At 67.7% G+C, this 20,061-nt stretch carries 17 protein-coding genes; 5 read left to right on the top strand and 12 right to left on the bottom strand.

The annotated features are described in order from the left end of the window. Nucleotides 1-53: 53 nt before the first annotated feature. Together IDF66_RS04635 and IDF66_RS04640 are read right to left on the bottom strand one after the other, a co-directional pair. A complete protein-coding gene (locus tag IDF66_RS04635; protein WP_190265855.1) occupies nt 54-686 on the bottom strand; it encodes a glycine zipper domain-containing protein in 633 nt (210 codons plus the stop codon). Between the two features lie 171 nt (nt 687-857). Beyond that, a complete protein-coding gene (locus IDF66_RS04640) occupies nt 858-1,754 on the bottom strand; it encodes an exodeoxyribonuclease III (protein ID WP_190265856.1) in 897 nt (298 codons plus the stop codon). A 308-nt stretch (nt 1,755-2,062) separates the two neighbouring features. On the opposite strand from IDF66_RS04640, the gene IDF66_RS04645 reads away from it, so the two are divergent. From IDF66_RS04645 to IDF66_RS04655, 3 genes are all read left to right on the top strand, one after another. Further along, nucleotides 2,063-3,490 carry a helix-turn-helix domain-containing protein gene (locus tag IDF66_RS04645; RefSeq protein ID WP_223309111.1) on the top strand — a complete coding sequence of 476 codons (1,428 nt, stop codon included), beginning with the start codon at nt 2,063-2,065 and terminating at the stop codon, nt 3,488-3,490. 240 nt (nt 3,491-3,730) lie between these two features. Then, a complete protein-coding gene (locus tag IDF66_RS04650) occupies nt 3,731-5,227 on the top strand; it encodes an aldehyde dehydrogenase family protein (RefSeq protein ID WP_190265857.1) in 1,497 nt (498 codons plus the stop codon). Nucleotides 5,228-5,260: 33 nt separating this feature from the next. Then, nucleotides 5,261-6,379, top strand: coding sequence for an NDMA-dependent alcohol dehydrogenase (locus IDF66_RS04655; protein ID WP_190265858.1), 1,119 nt, complete (start codon nt 5,261-5,263; stop codon nt 6,377-6,379). 86 nt (nt 6,380-6,465) lie between these two features. Here the strand turns inward: IDF66_RS04655 and IDF66_RS04660 are convergent, their stop codons facing one another. After that, nucleotides 6,466-7,518, bottom strand: coding sequence for a YdcF family protein (locus tag IDF66_RS04660; protein ID WP_190265859.1), 1,053 nt, complete (start codon nt 7,516-7,518; stop codon nt 6,466-6,468). Between the two features lie 139 nt (nt 7,519-7,657). Here IDF66_RS04660 and IDF66_RS04665 point away from each other — a divergent pair, with 139 nt between their 5' ends. Further along, nucleotides 7,658-8,095 carry a hypothetical protein gene (locus IDF66_RS04665; RefSeq protein ID WP_164308618.1) on the top strand — a complete coding sequence of 146 codons (438 nt, stop codon included), beginning with the start codon at nt 7,658-7,660 and terminating at the stop codon, nt 8,093-8,095. Between the two features lie 94 nt (nt 8,096-8,189). Here IDF66_RS04665 and IDF66_RS04670 read toward each other — a convergent pair whose 3' ends face one another. The 9 genes from IDF66_RS04670 to IDF66_RS04710 all read right to left on the bottom strand — a co-directional run bounded on the left by IDF66_RS04670 (nt 8,190) and on the right by IDF66_RS04710 (nt 19,263). Then, the gene (locus tag IDF66_RS04670; protein ID WP_164308617.1) at nt 8,190-8,819 is read right to left on the bottom strand and encodes a TetR/AcrR family transcriptional regulator; all 630 of its coding nucleotides are present in this window, start codon (nt 8,817-8,819) and stop codon (nt 8,190-8,192) included. Nucleotides 8,820-8,868: 49 nt separating this feature from the next. Continuing rightward, nucleotides 8,869-9,666: an enoyl-CoA hydratase family protein gene (locus IDF66_RS04675; protein ID WP_190265860.1), complete on the bottom strand. Its 798-nt coding sequence runs from the start codon at nt 9,664-9,666 to the stop codon at nt 8,869-8,871. Nucleotides 9,667-9,677: 11 nt separating this feature from the next. Next, nucleotides 9,678-10,865, bottom strand: a complete 1,188-nt coding sequence (locus IDF66_RS04680; RefSeq protein ID WP_164308615.1) for an acyl-CoA dehydrogenase family protein — start codon at nt 10,863-10,865, stop codon at nt 9,678-9,680. After that, entirely contained in the window at nt 10,862-12,913 is a 2,052-nt protein-coding gene (locus IDF66_RS04685) for an ATP-binding protein (RefSeq protein WP_190265861.1), read from the bottom strand. Before IDF66_RS04685 ends, IDF66_RS04680 begins: the two co-directional genes overlap by 4 nt. Nucleotides 12,914-12,920: 7 nt before the next feature. Continuing rightward, complete coding sequence (locus tag IDF66_RS04690; RefSeq protein WP_190265862.1) at nt 12,921-14,519, bottom strand: acyl-CoA carboxylase subunit beta; 1,599 nt, start codon at nt 14,517-14,519, stop codon at nt 12,921-12,923. Continuing rightward, nucleotides 14,516-15,676 carry an acyl-CoA dehydrogenase family protein gene (locus IDF66_RS04695; RefSeq protein WP_190265863.1) on the bottom strand — a complete coding sequence of 387 codons (1,161 nt, stop codon included), beginning with the start codon at nt 15,674-15,676 and terminating at the stop codon, nt 14,516-14,518. Before IDF66_RS04695 ends, IDF66_RS04690 begins: the two co-directional genes overlap by 4 nt. Next, nucleotides 15,673-17,403 (bottom strand): acyclic terpene utilization AtuA family protein, encoded by a 1,731-nt coding sequence (locus tag IDF66_RS04700; RefSeq protein WP_190265864.1) that lies wholly within the window; start codon nt 17,401-17,403, stop codon nt 15,673-15,675. The genes IDF66_RS04695 and IDF66_RS04700 overlap by 4 nt, the downstream gene beginning before the upstream one ends. 3 nt (nt 17,404-17,406) lie before the next feature. Further along, nucleotides 17,407-18,210 carry a TIGR03084 family metal-binding protein gene (locus tag IDF66_RS04705; protein ID WP_190265865.1) on the bottom strand — a complete coding sequence of 268 codons (804 nt, stop codon included), beginning with the start codon at nt 18,208-18,210 and terminating at the stop codon, nt 17,407-17,409. Nucleotides 18,211-18,363: 153 nt separating this feature from the next. Continuing rightward, a complete protein-coding gene (locus IDF66_RS04710) occupies nt 18,364-19,263 on the bottom strand; it encodes a hotdog domain-containing protein (protein ID WP_317628589.1) in 900 nt (299 codons plus the stop codon). A gap of 266 nt (nt 19,264-19,529) precedes the next feature. Between IDF66_RS04710 and IDF66_RS04715 the strand changes: the two genes are divergently transcribed. After that, a complete protein-coding gene (locus tag IDF66_RS04715; protein ID WP_164308608.1) occupies nt 19,530-20,000 on the top strand; it encodes a hypothetical protein in 471 nt (156 codons plus the stop codon). Nucleotides 20,001-20,061 lie beyond the last annotated feature (61 nt).

Raw genomic sequence — 20,061 nt, forward strand, 5'->3', positions numbered from 1 at the left:
GGCCGGCCCGAGTTCACCGGGCCGGCCCGAACGGAGCAGATCTCGATACCGCCCTACGGCGTGTTCCACCACGTGACGATGGACGGCCAGGCCTTGGGATTGGACGTCTGGTAACCGATGTAGGCGCCGATTGCCGCACCGATCGCGGCACCGGGGACGGTCCAGATCAGGAAACCGATCAGACCACCGATCAGCGTGTACAGGGGCGTGTTCCCCTTCCAGCCGGCGTTCAGTTCTTTCCACATCATGTCGTAGCGCTGCTGCTTGCTGATGCGCTTCGCACGCGGCTTGGCCTTCTGCTTGTCGGCCGCGTCGGTGGCCGCCGCCTCGAGAACGGACCGGTATCCGGCAGGCACGACGGGCATGAACGTCGCCGTGCGGCGATCGGCGCTGACCGACCAGCGCAGCGGCACCCGGAAGCCGTCCATCGTGCCGCCCAGCGGCATCGTCTCCACGACCCGCCCCTCGATGTCGCGGACCTGCAACCCGGTGCCCGCCGCGGTCGGCGAGAAGACGCCGTCGCGCAACGTCGCGACGATGCTGTGTCCGTCCGCCGCGTACCCGGCGGTGACGAACGGAGTGGTCGTCACCCGGGTCGGCGCGGCGTGTGCGTTGGCCGACGGGATGACGAGGGCGACCGCGGTGACCGCGGCGATCGCCAGGAGAACACGGTGAATGTGCTTCATTGACCCCAACTTCGATGTGAACCCTGACTGCCCTCAGGCGAGATCCTGAGAGACGGCTGAACAGTAGCCCGGCATCCGGACAAAACCGCCCCGAAGGCCGGGCACGTGCGCCAGATCACACCGAATGTCGACCGATGAGACGACAGCGGCGAACTCCGCTCGGAGCCAAGGTTATTCGGTCGATTGGGGCAGCTTCACCTTCGCGGCGCCACGCTTCGCGGGGTTCGACGGCGGCGGCACGACCGGGCCGATGTCGCCGTCGGGCGCATTGTCCAGATCGACGACGACCGGTGCATGGTCACTGGGTTTGCTGCCCTTGCGCGCCTGCCGGTCGATCCACGCCGATGCCACCCGATCGGCGACGGGCCCACCGGCGAGGACGAGATCGATCCGCATCCCCAGGTCCTTGTGGAACATCCCGGCCCGGTAATCCCAGTAGCTGAAGACGCGGTCGTCGGGCCATCGCTCGCGGACCACATCGCGCAGACCCAACTCCTCGAAACCGGCGAGCGCCCGGCGTTCGGGCACCGTCACGTGCGTATGGCCTTCGTAGGCAGCCGGATCGAACACGTCGGCATCGGTCGGCGCGATGTTCATGTCGCCACAGAGCATCGTGCTGTCGGCGGTGGCGCCACCCGATGCAGCGGCGACACTGTCCCGCAGACGCGCCAACCACTCCAGTTTGTAGTGGTAGTGGTCTGAGTCGGGCTCCCGGCCGTTGGGTACGTAGAGCGAGTACACCCGGACGCCGTCGCAGGTGGCCGACACCGCACGCGCCTCGGTCGGCGAGTCCGGCTCGGGATACCCCGGAATCCCGTCGAAGCCCGACCGGACGTCGGCGAGTCCGACTCGCGACAGGATGGCGACACCGTTCCACTGCCCTTGTCCCACATGGGCGACCTCGTAGCCGCGCTCCGCGAGGTCTGCGCCCAGCACGTCATGGAACGCGTCGTCGGAGAGCTTGGTCTCCTGCAGGCAGACCACGTCGGGCGCTCGTTGGTCGAGCCAGGGCAACAATCGCGGGATCCGTTGCTTGACCGAGTTCACGTTCCAGGTCGCGACGCGCATGGTGTCAACCGTAGTCGCGGGTGCCCCACCCGCCGACGGCCTGCCGGTCACCGCGCGCAGCGGGCCCCGGGGCTGGCGCAGCGGGGTGATGTGTGTCACGTTAGGGCATCGATCCACTCGCCCACCCCTCCGAATCGTCACCCCCGCGCCCGGTCATCGAGCACTCGTGGCGTCGATCGGCCCTGTCCGGGGTTCGCCCCGACGACGCGACCCCGACCACCCTGGTCGACATCGCGTCGGCCGATCCCCTGCTCGATGCCGCCCGACCGATCCTCGACGACGCCGCCACGCGGCTCGGTGACACGGACATGAGCCTGTTGCTGGTGGACCACGAATGCCGGATGGTCTCCCGGGTGGCGTCCGGCAGCGCGCTGGAACGCAGACTCGACGATGTGGGAGCGGCACCCGGTGTGCCGTTCGGCGAGGACATGGTCGGTACGACGGCACTCGGTACGCCGGCCGAGATCCGCGGCGGGATCGCGATCAACGGGCGCGAGCACTACCTGGAGCAGTTCAAGTCGCTCAGCTGTTTCGGTCAGCCGATCATCCATCCGACCACCAGGCGGCTGGCCGGCATCATCTGCATGACGGAGATCTCCGACCAGATCAACCCGCTGGCGGTGCCCTTCGTCAACGGGATCGTGGCCGACATCGCCGACCGGCTGCTGGATCGTTCCCGAGCCCATCAGCGACGGGTGCTCGACGCGTTCCAGCGCGCGGCGCCACGGCGGGACATCGCGGTCGCCGCGATCGGCGACGATCTCCAACTGACGAACGCGCTGGCGGCCGAGTTGCTCTCGCCCACCGACATCGGCGCCCTTCGCATGGTCGCCGCCGATCCCCGTCTGCGCGAAACCGTCATGCCGCTCACCCTGGTGTCCGGCATCGACGTGGAAGTCCAGGTCGAGCCGGTTGCCGGCGCATCCGGGGCGGCGCTGTTCCGTTTCCGTCCGATCGTTGCCGCCCCGGCCACGCCGTCCGTGATCGCCACGGCGCCTGCGTGCAGCGTGGCGATCACCGGCGAACCGGGCACCGGCCGGAGCACCCACGCGCGATCGGCCACGGTGGACGCACAGGTCCCGCCGATGGTTCTCGACGTCGCCGACGAGTTGATCGCGGGACGCCACCCCGACGTCCTCGCCGCGCTCGCACTCGCCCGCCGGGAACGCTCGCCGCTGATCATCGACGGCGCCGATCTGCTCGACGACCGATCGGTCGCGATCCTCGGCAAGGCGGCTGCGCAGGCCACCCGGGAGGCTCCCCTGGTGGTCGTGAGCGGACCGCGCGAACACGTCGGCTCCGGCGTCGCGGCCCTGCTGTCCCGCTGTGTCACGCGCATCGACCTCGCGCCGCTGCGACATCGCACCTCCGAGCTCGCGGCGCTCGCGTCCGCGATGCTGACGGAGATCGACGAAGGACTCTCGCTGTCGGGGCAGGCCACCGATGCCTTGTTGTGCCAGGACTGGCCCGGAAACTTCTCCGAACTCAATGCTGTTCTCCGGCAGTCGGCCTCGGCATGCGTGGGCCGGGCGGCCCGGGTCGTCGAGCCGGGCGATCTGCCCGCCGCATATCGCACCACGAGTCGCGCCGCCCACCTCTCGGGCCGCGAGCAGGCGGAACGGACAGCGATCGTCGATGCGCTCGACCGTGCCGCAGGCAACAAGGTCCACGCCGCTCGCGACCTCGGGATCAGCCGCACCACCCTGTACGCGCGGATGCGTGCGCTGGGGATCTGATCCCCAACCGCGGCTACCCCGCCACCCGCCCAGGGCAACCCGGGATTCGCTGACAGCAACGTCGTCTCACGTCGAGAGCAACGTGCTGCCCACCGGACACCGCCCGCGCCGGTCGACAGCGCTGTGCAGGCCGGTGTTCAGATTCTGGACAGGGCGGCCGGTCGCATCGGTGGCAGAAATGAAGCAGGTCACATCTATGACCCAGATCACTCAGATCTCGCCACCTGACCAGGAGGTTTCATGACCGCCGTTGCCACCGACCTGCTCCACGGGGTACGCGACTTCATATCCCGCGACCGACCGATGTTGATCGGCGGTGAGTGGGTGTTCGCCGAATCGGGACGGACCTTCGAGACCATCGACCCGGCCACCGCCCGACCGATCACATCCGTCGCGCACGGCGACGCAGCCGACATCGACCGGGCGGTCCGCGCGGCACGGCAGGCCTTCGACACCGGCCCGTGGTCGCGCATGAAGCCCAACGAGCGCGAGCGGCTGATCTGGAAGGTCGGCGACCTCCTCAGCGAGCGGGCAACGGAATTCGGGCAACTCGAGGCCCTCGACAACGGCAAGGCGGCGACCGTCGCGACCGCAGTCGACATGGCGTGGTCGGCCGACATCTTCCGCTACAACGCCGGACTCGCCACCAAGATCACCGGCAGCACCGTCGACGTGTCGATGCCGTTCGTGCCCGGCGGTGAGTTCCATGCCTACACGTTGCGCGAACCCGTCGGCGTGTGCGGCCTGATCGTGCCGTGGAACTTCCCACTGCTGATGGCCGCGTTCAAGCTCGCGCCTGCGCTCGCCGCAGGCAACACCGTCATCCTCAAGCCCGCCGAGCAGACCCCGCTGACCGCGCTGCTCCTCGGAGAGATCTTCCAGGAAGCGGGATTCCCGCCCGGCGTGGTCAACATCGTCACCGGCTACGGCGAGGCGGGTGCCGCACTGGCCGCCCACGACGACGTGGACAAGATCGCCTTCACCGGTTCCACCGAGGTCGGCAAGAAGATCGTCGAGGCCGCGAAGGGCAACTTGAAGAAGGTCTCCCTCGAACTCGGCGGCAAGAGCCCCAACATCGTGTTCGCCGACGCGGACTTCGAGAAGGCCGTGGCCGGATCGGTCGCGGCGTGGATGTTCAACCACGGGCAGTGCTGCGTCGCGGGCACCAGACTCTTCGTCGAACGACCCATCTTCGACGACTTCACAGCCGCAGTCGCCGAGGCGGCATCGCAGGCCAAGATCGGTCCGGGACTCGATCCGGCCACCGAGCTCGGACCGTTGATCAGCCAGGAACAGTTCGATCGTGTGTCGGGCTACCTGTCCGCGGGACTGGCCGACGGCGCCCGCGCACTCACCGGCGGAAAGCGTTGGGGCGAAGAGGGATTCTTCATCGAACCGACCGTCTTCGTCGACGTCGAGCCCAGCTTCTCGATCGTGTCGGAGGAGATCTTCGGTCCCGTGGTGGCCGCTCTCCCGTTCGATGCCGACACCGGGGTGGCCGCCGCCGCCAACGACTCGATCTACGGACTGGCGGCAGGCATCTGGACCACCGATCTGTCCAAGGCCCACAAGACCGCACGGCAGGTCAAGGCCGGTTCGGTGTGGGTGAACCAGTACAACGGTTTCGACACCGCGATGCCGTTCGGCGGGTACAAGCAGTCGGGCTGGGGTCGCGAACTCGGCAGCTCCGCGATCGATCTGTACACCCAGACCAAGGCCGTCAACGTCGCGCTCTGAGCCGACACCCAATTCGCAAAGGAGCACTCACACATGTCCATCACCACCAAGGCGGCCGTACTCACCGGCCCGGGCAAGCCGTTCGAACTCGTCGAACTCGATCTCGACGAGCCCAGGGACGGCGAGGTCCTGATCAAATACACCGCTGCCGGACTCTGCCACTCCGACCTCCACCTGACCGACGGCGACCTGCCGCCGCGTTATCCGATCGTCGGCGGCCACGAGGGCTCCGGCATCATCGAGGCGGTCGGCCCGGGCGTCACCAAGGTCAAGCCCGGCGATCACGTCGTCTGCAGCTTCATCCCCAACTGCGGCACCTGCCGCTATTGCTCGACCGGTCGACAGAACCTGTGCGACATGGGCGCCACCATCCTGGAGGGGTCGATGCCCGACGGGTCGTTCCGCTTCCATTCCGGCGGAGACGATTTCGGAGCGATGTGCATGCTCGGGACATTCGCCGAGCGGGCCACGATCTCGCAGCACTCGGTGGTCAAGGTCGACGAGTGGCTGCCGTTGGACAAAGCGGTCCTCGTCGGGTGTGGCGTGCCGTCGGGATGGGGTACCTCGGTCTACGCGGGCGGCGTGCGCGCGGGCGACACCTGCGTCATCTACGGCATCGGCGGCCTGGGCATCAACGCGGTGCAGGGTGCGGTCTCGGCAGGCGCCAAGCACGTCGTGGTGGTCGATCCGGTGGCACTCAAGCGTGACACCGCGATCAAGTTCGGTGCGACACATGCCTTCGCCGATGCGGCCGAGGCAGCGGCGAAGGTCGACGAACTGACCTGGGGCCAGGGAGCCGATCAGGCGCTCATCCTGGTCGGTACCGTCGACGAGCAGGTCGTCGCGAACGCCACGGCAGTGATCGGCAAGGGTGGCACGGTGGTCATCACCGGCCTCGCCGACCCGACGAAACTCACTGTCCAGGTGTCGGGAACCGATCTGACCCTGAACCAGAAGACGATCAAGGGCAGCCTGTTCGGGTCGGCCAACCCGCAATACGACATCGTCAAACTGCTCCGGCTCTACGACGCGGGCCAGCTCAAGCTCGATGAGCTGATCACCCAGACCTACACCCTCGACCAGGTCAATGAGGGCTATCAGGATCTGCGTGACGGCAAGAACATTCGCGGTGTGATCATCCACGACGCCTGATCGACGGCGACCGACCCCGGCCCGGACACGACGAATCTCCCCTTCCGTGTCCGGGCCGGTCCACGTCGGTTCGGTCTCGTCACCATTCAGCTGACCGATACGTTCCACACGGCCAGGAGCCAGGGAACCGAGAGCGCCACGACCAGCGCGAGGTTGAGCCACCGGTGCTTCCACATGATCGCGGCGAACTCGCGAACCTCGGCGTTCGGGACGAAGTACGACGCGGTGCGCGCCCCGGTGGCGAACCCGTCGATCTCATTGCTGCGCATCAGCATTGCGGCACGCAGCGCATGGAAGTCACTGGTGACGACGGCAATCGGCCCCGCAACCGCTCGATCGGCGAGAAGCTCGGCCGAGAAGGCGATGTTCTCGGCGGTGTCGGTCGAATCATCCTCGGCCAGCACGGCATCGCCACGTATCCCGTGGGCCAGCAGATAGTCCGACATCGCTGCCGCCTCGGACATCTCCTCGTCCGCGCCGCGCCCACCGGAGCAGATCATGATCGGTCGGCGGCCCGACGCCTCAGCCAGGTCGAACACCTCATGAGCGAGATCGAGCCTGCCTGCCAGCAGTCTCCCCACCCGGCGTCCGTCGATGAGGCCTGCACCCAGCACGACCACGGCGCCGACCGGATCGCGCCGGACCCGTCGTCGAGCCCATGCGTCGTAAACGACCGACCAGAGAACCAGCGCCAGGAGCGCGAAGCCGAGATAGGCGCCAGGCACACCGATCGCCGCGAGGACGACCAGCAGGCGGTGGTCCGAGGTCGGGATCAGCCAACCGACCACCAGGCCCATGGCGACGCCGACGACATAGACCAGCAAGAGCGTCCCCAGCGTGGCCGACAGCATCATCGACGGGCGAAGGCCCTCCCTGCGCACCAGCTCGACTCCGGTGCGAACCAGGTACACACCGAGCACGGCCGCGGCGACCAGCCCGGCCACCGCCACGACCGCGAGCACCATGGCACCCGACAACTCGCGTCCGCGGGCACCCACCACCGCAGCGACCACCATCATCGCCACGACCACGACCGCGCCCGTTCCGAAGATGCCCGGCAACAATCGGCGCGGCTCACGCCAGGCACTGATGCCGGCGCCGAGCGCGAGGAGAACGAGCGCTATCAGCAGTGCACCCACGTCGGCAATCATGGCAGCCGCGCAGGCGCACATGAGGTCATTGGGGCGGACGAATCGATGGCCGTGGCCCCACCCGGTCATCGGCGGCCGGTCGGCGCCCGGTAGGAAGGAGACGAGGGCCGGCGACGGAGGTGAAGGTGTGAACAGGACCGTGACGAGATTCTGGACGTCATCGATCGTCGTCGGTGCGTGTCTGCTCGGTGGGACCGCATGTGGTGGGGAGCCGGCGTCGACACCGACCTCGGAGTCCGGCGTCGCGACCCAATCGGTGGTGGACAACCCGATCGATCCCGGATCGGTCACGCAGATCGCCGATGCCGTCCGTGGTCAGAACCTCGAGTTGACCGGCGAAAAGGACGTGACCGCCCAGGTATGTCCGACGGCCGGCTGTACCGGCGCCACGGCATTCGATCAGGCGACGTTCCTGAAGTTCCCGACCACCGGCCGGGCCACGACATACGCGGGTGCCCAGGACTCCGCCTACCAGGTGCTCGACCTGGTGGTGACGTTCCCGGAATCGACACCACCCGATGTGCGTACGAAATACGAGAACGCGGTGCGCGTCACCGTGCGCTGAATCGGAGTTCGCCGGGCCGCGACGCCACCGTGCTCAGCCGTGTCCCGCCGTGAGCAACCGGTTTCCCGCCGACGGCACCGGCGCGCCCGGTGAGTCACACACCTTCGGCCGACCGTAGTGCAGCGGCCACCAACTCTGTCCACGTCGCGACGACCTGCGCGCGGCGTTTCGAGTCGTCGGAGAGCGTGTCGGCCAGCCCGAGTCCGCGGGCGAGGTCGAGGGTGACCTGCGCGACGTTGTGCGCCTGCGGATTGGCGCCGTCGGGGTCCAGCGCCTCCACCGTCATCTGATGGGCCGCGTGCGCGAACCTGTCCTCCATCGGCAGGATCAGTTGACGCAGCGCGGGGTCTGAGGCCGCCGCGGCCCAGACCTGCAGCGCCGCCTTGAATTCCGTACCGGTGTAGATTCTGACCGCTCGGTCGACGGCCGCGGCGATCCGGTCCGGCCCCGCAGGCATCGCGGTGATCGCGGTCGATGCGGTCGAGGTCATGTCCTCGAAGACCTGCTCCAGAGCAGCCGTGATCAGGGCCTCCCTGGTGGGGAAATGATGCTGCGCCGCGCCTCGCGACACACCGGCCTGTTCGGCGACCGCTGCCACCGTTGCCGCCGACCAGCCGTCGTGGGCGAGCGCCTCGATGGTCGACCGCAACAGTCGCTCCCGGGTGATGCGGGAACGCTCCTGACGCGGCTCGCGCGGCGGCGGCGTGCGGGAGCCCACGGTCATCTCGTCATCGATTCCACTGCATCATTCCTTCTGCGTCATTCCTTCTGCGTCATTCCTTCTGCGCACCCAGGTCCCACCGCGGCGAACGCTTCGACAGGAACGCGGTCATGCCTTCGCGGGCCTCGTCGGAACCGAACAGGGCGGCCGACTCGTCGGCGCGCTGGCGGGCCAGACCGCGGAAGCTCGACAACACGGTCGCCGTGGTGAGCATCTTCGATGCGGCGAGGCCCTGCGGCGAGGCACGCCGGATGCCGGCCAGCACCGAGGTCAGACCGGCATCGAGGTCGTCGGCCGAGGCGAATGCCTCGGTGACGAGTCCGATCTCGACCGCGGCCGACGGGTCGAAGGTCTCGCCGGTGAGGAAGTACCGGCCAGAGGCCCGCGCGGTCATCTTCGGGAGCAACACCAAGGAGATCACCGACGGCGCCAGGCCCAGCCTGGCCTCGGTGAGCGCAAACGTGCACCGCGGTCCCACCAGCGCGATGTCGGCGGCACCGAGCAGCCCGAAGCCACCGGCGCGGACGTGTCCGTCGACCTTGGCGATGACCGGCTTCGGCATCTCCAGGATGACCCGCATCAGGTCGAGCATCGCCGACGTGCCGGCCGCCGACGCCTCTTCGACGTCGGCGCCGCGCGCCAGTGCCTCACTCAGATCCGCACCGGCACAGAATGTCCCGCCCGCATGCGTCAGCACGACGGCGCGGATGCCAGGGTCTCGTTCGGCGGCGCGCAAACCGTCGAGAAGCTGCGCCACCAGCGCCTCGCCCAGTGCGTTGCGATTCGCCGGAGAGTCCAGTGTGAGCGTGAGGACCTCATCGGCGATATCGGTGTGGACGACTTCGGTCATCGGCGACCTCCTCAGTACGACTTGGGCAGACCCAGGCTGGTCTGCGCGACGAAGTTCAGGATCATCTCCCGGCTCACCGGCGCGATCCGCGCGATACGGGCCAGGCTGAGCATCGGCGCCAGCCCGTACTCACTCGTCAATCCGTTGCCGCCCATCGAATGCACGGCGTGGTCGACGATCCTGACGCACGCCTCGGCGGCCGCGTACTTGGCCATGTTCGCCGGTTCGGCCGCGCCCCAGTCATCACCCGCGTCGTACAGCGTGGCGGCCTTCTGCATCATCAGCTTGGCCATCTCGATCTGGACCTTGCCCTCGGCCAGCGGATGCGCAATCGCCTGATGTGCCCCGATCGGCGTCTTCCAGACCGTTCGGTCGTTCACGTAGGCGACGGCCTTGTTCAGGGCGAAGCGGCCCATTCCGACCGCGGACGCCGCGGCCATGATGCGTTCGGGATTGAGCCCGGCGAACAACTGGCTCAACGCAGCGTCCTCGGAACCGACCAGTGCGTCGGCAGGCAGACGGACGTCGTCGAGGAAGAGCTGGAACTGCTTCTCCGGGTTCTGTAGTTCCATGTCGATCATCGTTGCTTCGAAACCCGGTGCGTCGGTGGGCACGATGAACAGCGCGGGCTTGAGCTTGCCGGTCTTGGCGTCCTCGGTGCGCGCGACGATGAGCACCGCCTCGGCCTGGTCGACACCGGAGATGAAGACCTTACGACCGGTCAGCAGCCACTCGTCACCGTCGCGGCGCGCGGTGGTGGTGATCTGGTGTGAGTTCGATCCGGCGTCGGGCTCGGTGATGCCGAACGCCATCGTGATCGTGCCATCGGCAAGGCCCGGAATCCATTGCTGCTTCTGCTCATCGGTGCCGAAACGGGCGATGATGTTGCCACAGATGGCCGGTGAGACGACGAGCATCAGCAACCCGGTACCGGCCGCGGCGATCTCCTCCATCACGATCGACAGTTCGTACATCCCGGCGCCACCACCGCCGTACTCCTCCGGCAGGTTGACCCCGATGAAACCGAGTTTCCCTGCTTCGGACCACATCTCGTCGGTCTTGCGTCCCTCACGGGCGCATTCCCGGAAGTACTCTTGACCGTACTTCGCGGCGAAGGCCGCCACCGAGGCCCGCAGGTCCGCCCGCTCAGGGCTCTCCACGAACGGGTTGGCGGCAATGTCATCCAGGTGTGCGGTCATCCGACTCTCTCCTCTTGGTTCGGGTTGTCCGAATGGTCCTCTACGGTGCCGGTGCCGGCGTCATTCCCGTCGTCGGCGCTGATCACCGCCAGTACGTCACCGACGGAAAGCTGTTGTCCGGGTTGGACCGACAGCGTGGCGACCACGCCGTCGGCGGGTGCGGTCACGGTGTGTTCCATCTTCATCGCCTCGAGCCAGAGCATCGGCTGCCCGGCGACCACACGCTCCCCCTCGATGACCGCGACCCGGATGACGGCACCCGGCATCGGCGCGAGCAGTGAGCCCGGGCGCGCCACCGCGGACGGATCGACGAAACGCGGCACCCGCCGCAGTGACACTGCGACACCGGGTCCGTCGACGAAGACGTGATCGCCATGGCGCGCGACGGTCAGGGTGCGGCGGACTCCGTTGACGGAGACGACGACCCGATCCGGGGACGTCCGGAGGACCGAGACACCGGGCAGGTCCGGCAGATCGATGCCGCCGCGCCCATGCCGGTAGCGGACCTCCATCTCCGGATCGTCCGCGCGCGTGTCGAGGTACCGCTTGACCTGATACCCCGACGCCAGATTGCGCCACCCCGCGGGCAATCCGGCCTGCACTGTGGCCCGGCCGCGTGTCTCCGCCGCATCCGCAAGCGCTGCCGCGACGGCTGCGACACGCACGTCCTCACCACCGGCGAGGGACCTGGCCAGCACGTCGAGACCGATGCTGTCGATGAATCCCGTGTCCGTGCGGCCGGACCCGAACGCCTCGCTGCGCAGGGTGTTGACGAGCATGTCCCGGTTGGTGACGGGACCGTGGATACGTGCGTCGGACAGGACACGCGCCAGCATCGCCGCCGCCTGCCGTCGGTCCTGCGCCCAACTGATCACCTTTGCCAGCATCGGGTCGTAGAAGGTCGAGATCTCGCTGCCCGCCTCGATACCGGAGTCGACCCGGATGCCCGGGCGGTCGAGGAGGCCGAACCGGACGTCGTCGGCGATCTCGATCGCGTGCACGGTCCCCGACTGCGGTTGCCAGTCGGCAGCGGGGTCCTCGGCGTAGAGACGGACCTCGATGGCGTGCCCGGATGCGGCGGGAGGTCGGACGTCGAGATGCTCACCCATCGCCACTCGCAACTGCCACGACACCAGGTCGGTGCCCGTGGTCAGCTCGGTCACGGGATGCTCGACCTGCAGTCGGGTGTTGGTCTCCAGGAAGAAGAATCGGCCGCTCTCGTCGGCGAGGAACTCCACTGTGCCAGCTCCGGTGTATCCGATCGCCGCCACCGCGGTACGCGCCGCCGCGTAGAGACGGTCGCGCAGGTCGCCCCCGAGACGCTCGACCAAGGGGGCAGGCGCCTCCTCGACCACCTTCTGGTGCCGGCGCTGAATGGAGCACTCGCGTTCGCCGACCGCCCAGACCGCCCCGTGCCGGTCGGCCATCACCTGGACCTCGATGTGATGCCCACGCTCGACGTAGGTCTCACAGAAGACCGTGGGATCGCCGAAGGCGGACTCCGCCTCTCGCGCGGCAGCGGCGACCGCGTCACCCAATTCGTCGAGCGAACGAACCACCCGCATCCCGCGACCACCACCGCCTGCTGATGCCTTGATCAGCAGCGGCAGGTCGTCGGCCGTCACGGCGGCCGGATCGATGTTGCCCAGCACGGGTACCCCCGCGTCGGCCATCAGCTTCTTCGCGTTGACCTTCGAACCCATCGCCGCGATCGCGGCCGGTGGCGGACCGATCCAGACGAGCCCGGCATCCATCACCGCCTGCGCGAACTCCGCGTTCTCCGAGAGGAACCCGTAGCCCGGATGGATGGCGTCCGCTCCGGCCGCCTGTGCCGCCGCGATGATGAGGTCGCCGCGCAGATACGTCTGCGCCGACGTCGAGCCGGGCAGCGCGACGGCGGTGTCGGCCATCTGCACATGCGGCGCGGCCTCGTCGGGATCGGAGAACACGGCGACGGCGCGCATACCCATCGCGCGGGCGGTGGTGAACACGCGGCAGGCGATCTCGCCGCGGTTGGCGACGAGTACAGAGGTGATCGTGGTTGTCATGTTCGCCTCACATCCGGAAGACGCCGAAGTTGGACGTGCCCTCGACCGGGCCACTGTCGATGGCCGAAAGGCACAGCCCCAGAATGGTCCTGGTGTCGCGCGGGTCGATCACGCCGTCGTCGTAGAGCATGCCGGACAGGAACGCCGGGACCGACTCGGCCTCGATCTGCGCCTCGATCATCTGCTTCATCGCCGCATCGGCTGATTCGTCGACGGTTCCTCCCCGCGCCTCGGTGGCGGCCCGGGACACGATGGAGATGACGCCCGCGAGTTGGGCCGCACCCATCACCGCCGACTTCGCGCTGGGCCAGGCGAACAGGAATCGTGGGTCGTAGGCGCGTCCGCACATGCCGTAGTGCCCGGCACCGTAGCTCGCTCCCATCAGCACCGAGATATGCGGCACGGTGGAGTTGGACACCGCGTTGATCATCATCGAGCCATGCTTGATGATGCCGTTCTGCTCGTACTCCTTGCCGACCATGTAACCGGTGGTGTTGTGCAGGAACAACAGTGGCGTATTGCTGCGGTTGGCGAGCTGGATGAACTGGGTCGCCTTCTGCGACTCCTGGCTGAACAGCACTCCCTGGGCGTTGGCCAGGATCCCGACCGGATACCCGTGGATGCGGGCCCAACCGGTACACAGTGAACTGCCGTAATCCGGTTTGAACTCATCGAAGTCGCTGTCATCGACCACGCGGGCGATCACATCGCGCGGATTGAACGGGATCTTCAGATCCGACGGGACGATGCCGAGCAACTCCTCGGCGTCGTAACGTGGTTCGAGCACCTCGGCCACCGGACCGGGTCCCTGCTTGCGCCAGTTCAACCGGGACACGATGCGCCGGCCGAGCCGGACGGCGTCCTGCTCGTCGGCGGCGAAGTAGTCGGCCAGACCCGACTGACGGGCGTGCATCTGGGCACCGCCGAGAGACTCGTCGTCGCTGTCCTCGCCGGTCGCCATCTTCACCAACGGCGGTCCGCCGAGGAAGACCTTCGACGCGTTCTCGATCATCACGACGTGATCACTCATGCCGGGAACGTAGGCGCCGCCCGCGGTCGAGTTGCCGAAGACCAGCGCGATGGTCGGTATCCCCGCAGCAGACAGCCTCGTGAGGTCGCGGAACATCCGGCCACCGGGGACGAACACCTCCTTCTGGGTGGGCAGGTCGGCCCCGCCGGACTCGACCAGCGAGATCATCGGCAGTCGATTCTGCAGCGCGATGTCGTTGCAGCGCAGAATCTTCCGTAGCGTCCACGGATTGGACGTGCCGCCTTTGACGGTCGGGTCGTTGGCCACGATCATGCACTCGACGCCTTCGACCACGCCGATGCCGGTGACCGCCGACGCCCCCACCTGGAAGTCCGAGCCGTACGCCGCCAGCGGGCACAACTCGAGGAACGCCGAGTCCTCGTCGATCAGCATCTCGATGCGCTCGCGGGCGGTCATCTTGCCACGCTCGCGATGCCGGGCGACGTACTTCTCGCCCCCACCGGCGAGTGCCTTGTCGAACTCGGTCCGGATCTCGACGAGCTTGTCACTCATCGACGAACTCGCCGCCCGAAAGTCCTCACCCGCCGGGTCGAGGGTGGATCGGATCGCCGTCATCGCTGGTACCCCAATCGTTTTGCCGCGAGACCGGAGAGGATCTCGGTGGTGCCGCCGCCGATACCGATGATCCGCATGTCGCGGTACTGCCGTTCCACCTCGGTGCCGGTCATGTACCCCATCCCGCCGAACAGCTGAACCGCTTTGTTCGCCACCCACTCGCCGGCCTCGACCGCGGTGTTCTTCGCGAAGCAGACCTCGGCGATCAGATCGTCGTCGGAGGTCACCTTCCGTTCCACGACGGCGCGGGTGTACGTGCGTGCGATGTCGATGCGGCGGGCCATCTCGGTCACCGCCTCCTGCACCGATTGGCGTGCGATCAAGGGCTTTCCGAATGTCTCCCGATCACGGACCCAGTCCAGGGTGAGATCGAGGCACCGTTGCGCGCTCGCGTACGCCTGAACGGCGAGGCCGGATCGCTCGGTGACGAAGGCCGTCGCGATCTGCGCGAACCCGGAGTTCTCCGCACCCACCAGACCGGCGACCGGTACGCGGGCATCGACAAACGACAGTTCGGCGGTATCCGAACTCCGCCAACCCATCTTGTCGAGCTTGCGGGTGACGCTGAGTCCTGGTGTGTCCTTCTCGATGACGAGCAGCGAGACGCCGGAAGCGCCCGGGCCACCCGTGCGGACCGCGGTCACGACGAAGTCGGCGCGCACGGCGGAGGTGATGTAGGTCTTGGCGCCGTTGACCACGTAGTGATCTCCGTCGCGGACCGCGGACGTGCGCAGGTGCCCGACGTCGCTGCCCCCGCCCGGCTCGGTGATCGCGAGGCTGCCGATCTTCTCGCCTGCGAGGGTTGGCCGGACCCAACGGTCGATCTGATCGGGATCACCGGCCCCGATGAGATGCGGCAGCGCGATGCCGTGGGTGAACAGTGATGCGAACACACCGCCTGCGGCTCCCGCGTAATGGAACTCCTCGCCCAGGATCGAGCCGTCGACGAGATCTCCACCGGACCCGCCGACCTCCTCGGGGATTCCCAGACCGAACAGCCCGAGCTTCGCCGCCTCGCGATGCAGGTCGCGCGGGATCAACCCGTCGCGCTCCCACTCGTCCTGATGGGGCAGCACGTGGCGCTCCACGAATGCCCTGACAGTGGAACGCAGTTCGAGGCGCTCAGGGGTGTCCCACACCGGACTGGTGATCGTCACTTGCTCTCCTTGCTGTTCGTGAAGGCGATCGGGATGGGCACCGGACGCGAGCGCAGCCACTCGCCCATGCCCTTGGCCTGTGGATCGAATCGGACGTTTTCGGCGACCCCGCGTCCGAGCACACCGTCGATCACGAAGTTGACCGCATTGAGGTTCGGGAGTCGGTGACGCCGCACCGGGAGATCGGCGATCTCGGGCAGCAGCTTTCGGAGCAGGTCGACGTCGAGGGTGCTGTCGAGCCAGGGGAACTGCTCCGGGTCGCGCACCCACACCCCGATGTTCGCGCTTCCGCCCTTGTCACCGCTGCGCGCGCCTGCCACCGTGCCCAGCGGCAGCGACGCCGTCGGGCCCCAGTCCGCGGAGGTCTCTGCCGGCCCGTCGTCGGAGTCCTCGGGCACCTCGGCGCGTAAGGGGCTCGGCGGGATACGTTCGACCACACCGGTTTGCAGGGCCACGCGGTGGTCGACAGCCGTGGCATCCACGTACCCCGGCTCGAACACGCCGTAGGGGTTGCCGTGTCCGGGAGGTGCGGTCGCCGCGAACCCGGGATAACTTGCGAGCGCGAGTTCGATGGCAGTCGACGAGAAAGCCCGGCCGACCTTCTTCGCGTCGGGATCACGCACCACGCAGCGGAGCAGCGCACTCGCCTGTTCTTCCGTCTCGGCATCCGGACGGTCGAGTCGCGAGAGTTCCCAGTCGATCTCGGCGGGCGCGGTGGGCAGGGCCGCCGTGAACTGATCCTTGAACAGCTCGGCCTTCGCCTCGATGTCGAGCCCGGTGAGGATGAGGGTGATCTCGTTGCGCACTCCGGCAAGGCTGTTCAGCGACACCTTGGTGGTCGCCGATGGCGCTTCGCCCCGCACGCCGCCGATGGCCACCCGATCGTCGCCTGCCTGCGCGAGCTCGATGGTGTCGAGCCGCGTGGTGACGTCGGGACCCAGGTACCGAGGTCCGCCGACCTCGTAGAGCAGTTGCGCGGTGACCGTCCCGACGGTGACCGCGCCGCCGGTCCCGGGGTGCTTGGTGATCACCGACGACCCGTCGGCGGCGACCTCCGCGATCGGGAAGCCGAGGTGACCCATCCGGGGCAACTCACGGAAGAACGAGTAATTGCCCCCGGTCGCCTGGGCGCCGCATTCGATGATGTGCCCCGCCACCACCGCACCGGCGAGTGCGTCCAGATCGTGGTATTCCCAGCCGAATTCACTGGCTGCCGGACCGACGGTGAGTGACGCGTCGGTGACCCGGCCGGTCACCACGATCTCGGCGCCGGCGTCGAGCGCGGTCTTGATCCCGAACGCTCCGAGATAGGCATTGGCGGTGAGGGGGTCCCCGAGTTGCAGCTCGGCTGCGCGGTCGAGGAGGTCGTCGCCGTCGACAAAAGCGATGTCGGCGCTGATGCCCAACCTCTCCGCGAGTTCACGCAGCGCCACCGCGAGCCCGTGCGGATTGAGACCACCGGCATTGGTGACGATGCGAACGCCCTTGTCGATGGCGAGACCGAGACAGTCCTCCATCTGACGCAGGAATGTCTTGGCATAGCCCGATCTCGGGTCCTTCATCCGGTCCCGGCCGAGGATCAGCATGGTCAGCTCGGCCAGGTAGTCACCGGTCACATAGTCCAGATCGCCACCCTCGAGCATCTCCCGCATCGCGGAGAATCGGTCGCCGTAGAAGCCGGAGGCATTGCCGATCCGGACGATCCTGCCTGCATTCGTGTCGGGCATGACTCAGTGGACCTCTCGTTCAGCAGTGGTCGACGGCCTCCCCGGTCCGGGTGGTCCGGCGAAGGCCTGGGCGATGCCCGCCCATCGCGTCGCGTCGGAGCCGATGATCTCCAGATCGAGATCCGCCAACGCACGTCGCTGGGTCACCAACTGGCAGAAGTCGATTGCCGGCCCGCGCACGACCTCGGCTGCGTCGTCGGGCCCCCAGGTCCACACGTCGCCCGACGGCGCGGTGATCTCATATCGGAACGGCGTGGCCGGTGGCGTCAGTCCGTTGACCGCGTAGGCGAAATCCCTGGTGCGGACACCGATGTGGACGACACCCCGGATCCGGTCGGTGGGCACCATCGTCACGCCCAATGCGTCCGCGACGTCGAGACCGTGTGCCCAGGTCTCCATCAATCGTGCCGTCGCCATCGACGCCGCTGACATCGGCGGGCCGAACCACGGGATCTTCACACCGTCGGGGACGGCACACAGTGCGTCGGCGAGGTTCACACGCGCAGTCCGCCAGCCCTCGAGATTGTGTGTGGGTGACGCGGTCGCCCCCTCCTCGGCTGCCTCGTCGACAAAACCCGTCGGGTTGTCGGCAGCCTTCTCGAGGGCCGCGCCGAAGGCATCCGGGTCCGTTGCGGCCATGGTCGCCATCCGGTCGGTCCACGACAGGTGGGCGATCTGATGCGCCACCGACCATCCGGCCGCAGGCGTCGGCAGCGCCCACTCGGAATCGTCCAGAGCGGCGACCAGGGTGTCGAGCTCCGCCGATTGCGCCGTCAGATCTGCTACGAGCCCCTCCACTATCGACATGCGATCAGGGTCACACAGCCCGCCAGAAAAATCAATCACGCGTGATTGTTTTTGCGCCGGCCGCACCCCAAATGCGCGACGAATCCGGTGCTTTGTCGACGGCGAGGAATCGACGTTGCTGTCGGCGGGATCTCGGTTGCCGTCGGCGGGCGGTCAGCGGTAGTGGACGTCCGCGGAGCAGCGACTGAGCAGCGTCCCGTCGTGCGCATGCATGGCGGCGTCGAACGACGCGACCCGACGACCGATCTTCACCGGCGTCACCTCGACGACGACGTCGGCGCCCTGCACCGCAGGCGACCGGAGAAAGCAGATCGCCAGATCGGCGACCTGGTAGTCGCGTCCGGCCGCCGCGTTCGCCTGGCCGGCAAACGAGCATCCCTGCGCGACGGCGGCAGCGATGATGCCGCCGTGCATCGTGCCGAACACGTTGCCCATCCACGGTTCGGTGCCCACGGTGAAACGCACACCGGTGCCGAGCGGGTGATCGACGGTGTCGACCCGACCGTTGAGCAGTTCGGTCAGATTGCCCGCGGCACGCGTACCCGCGGCGATCTGCTCGATGATCACCCGGCCATCGAGACCGGGCTCGATGGCCGGCGGCAGCGGCAGCCCCGGTAGGTCGGAGTTGCCGGGTGGAGCCGCTGCGCCCCGATCGCCGGTCGGGTTGTGGTCGAAGGTCCGACCCACTGCGACGTTGCGAGCGGTTCCAGAAGAGCAGATCCGGCCCGTCGACGTCACGATGTCGACGCGGGTGGTCCCGAATGCCTCGTCGTGCATGAGGAGTTCGGCATTCGCCGTCAGCCGGTCCCCCACATCGACACCACCCTGCATCGAGATGGCGAGACGGGCCTGCACGCATGGCGACCCGTCCGGATCGGAGGCGAAGTACGGCAGGCCACCGAGGTGATCGAACAACACCGCGAGCGCCGGTAGATCGATTCGGCCGCGGTGGTCCACGAGGTCCGTACTCACCTGCTGCTCGGCGCGCACGGTCGTCGGTCCGGTGGTCGCGACATTTCCGATGCCGAACGCCGTGACGGGATCGCGCGGCACGATGCGAGTGGATGAGGCCCTGTCGACAACCATGTCTACGGTCCTATCAGCACAAGCATCCGACCGACGAACCGAGCGGACGCTCGGACGAGCAGATGAGACACCATTCACATCTGGTGTCCTCACCAGCACCTCCCGCCCCGCAGGCAACCCCCCGCGGCAGTCTCGGATCCATAACAGAACCTGCGCACATCTGTACGCCCAGACCCCGCTCCGACACCCTGACAGACACGGAACGTGCTCGATCGGACTGGAGGGAACCTCAGATGACGGGACGTCGGACAACGATTCGGGCCGCCGCCTGCGCAGCCGCGGCCGCCGGCATGGCGATCGGCGTGATCGCGGGCGGTGGAACCGCGAATGCGGCACCGAAGATGCTGCGGGTCGACCAGGTGCCGAATGTGGGCGTCACCGTCGACCGGAACGGGCTCTCCGGCGGCTTCGCTGCCACCCTCGCGGCCACCGCCACAGGTGCCGACACCACCCGACTGCGGATTCTGCCGGTGGGCGACGCATGCTCGCGCAATCTCGGCCAGACGCGGGTCGCCATCACGTGGCGGAACGAACGCACGAACCACACCGACGACGTCGTGTTCGCCACGTGCACCGCGGGCAAACCATCGCCGGGGGCCGAGATCCGCGCCGGTCACGGCCGCATCTCCTTCACCACCACCATCATCGGCAAGGCTGATCGTGCCTTCACCGTGACACCCGGCGTCGGATGGTTCATCCGCTGAACACAGCGGCCGCCGGGCCACGAGTAGACATTTTTCAGAATGTGTTCACAAGAAATGAGAA

Origin of the sequence: Gordonia hankookensis (assembly GCF_014673215.1) — a bacterium.
Taxonomy (GTDB): domain Bacteria; phylum Actinomycetota; class Actinomycetes; order Mycobacteriales; family Mycobacteriaceae; genus Gordonia; species Gordonia hankookensis.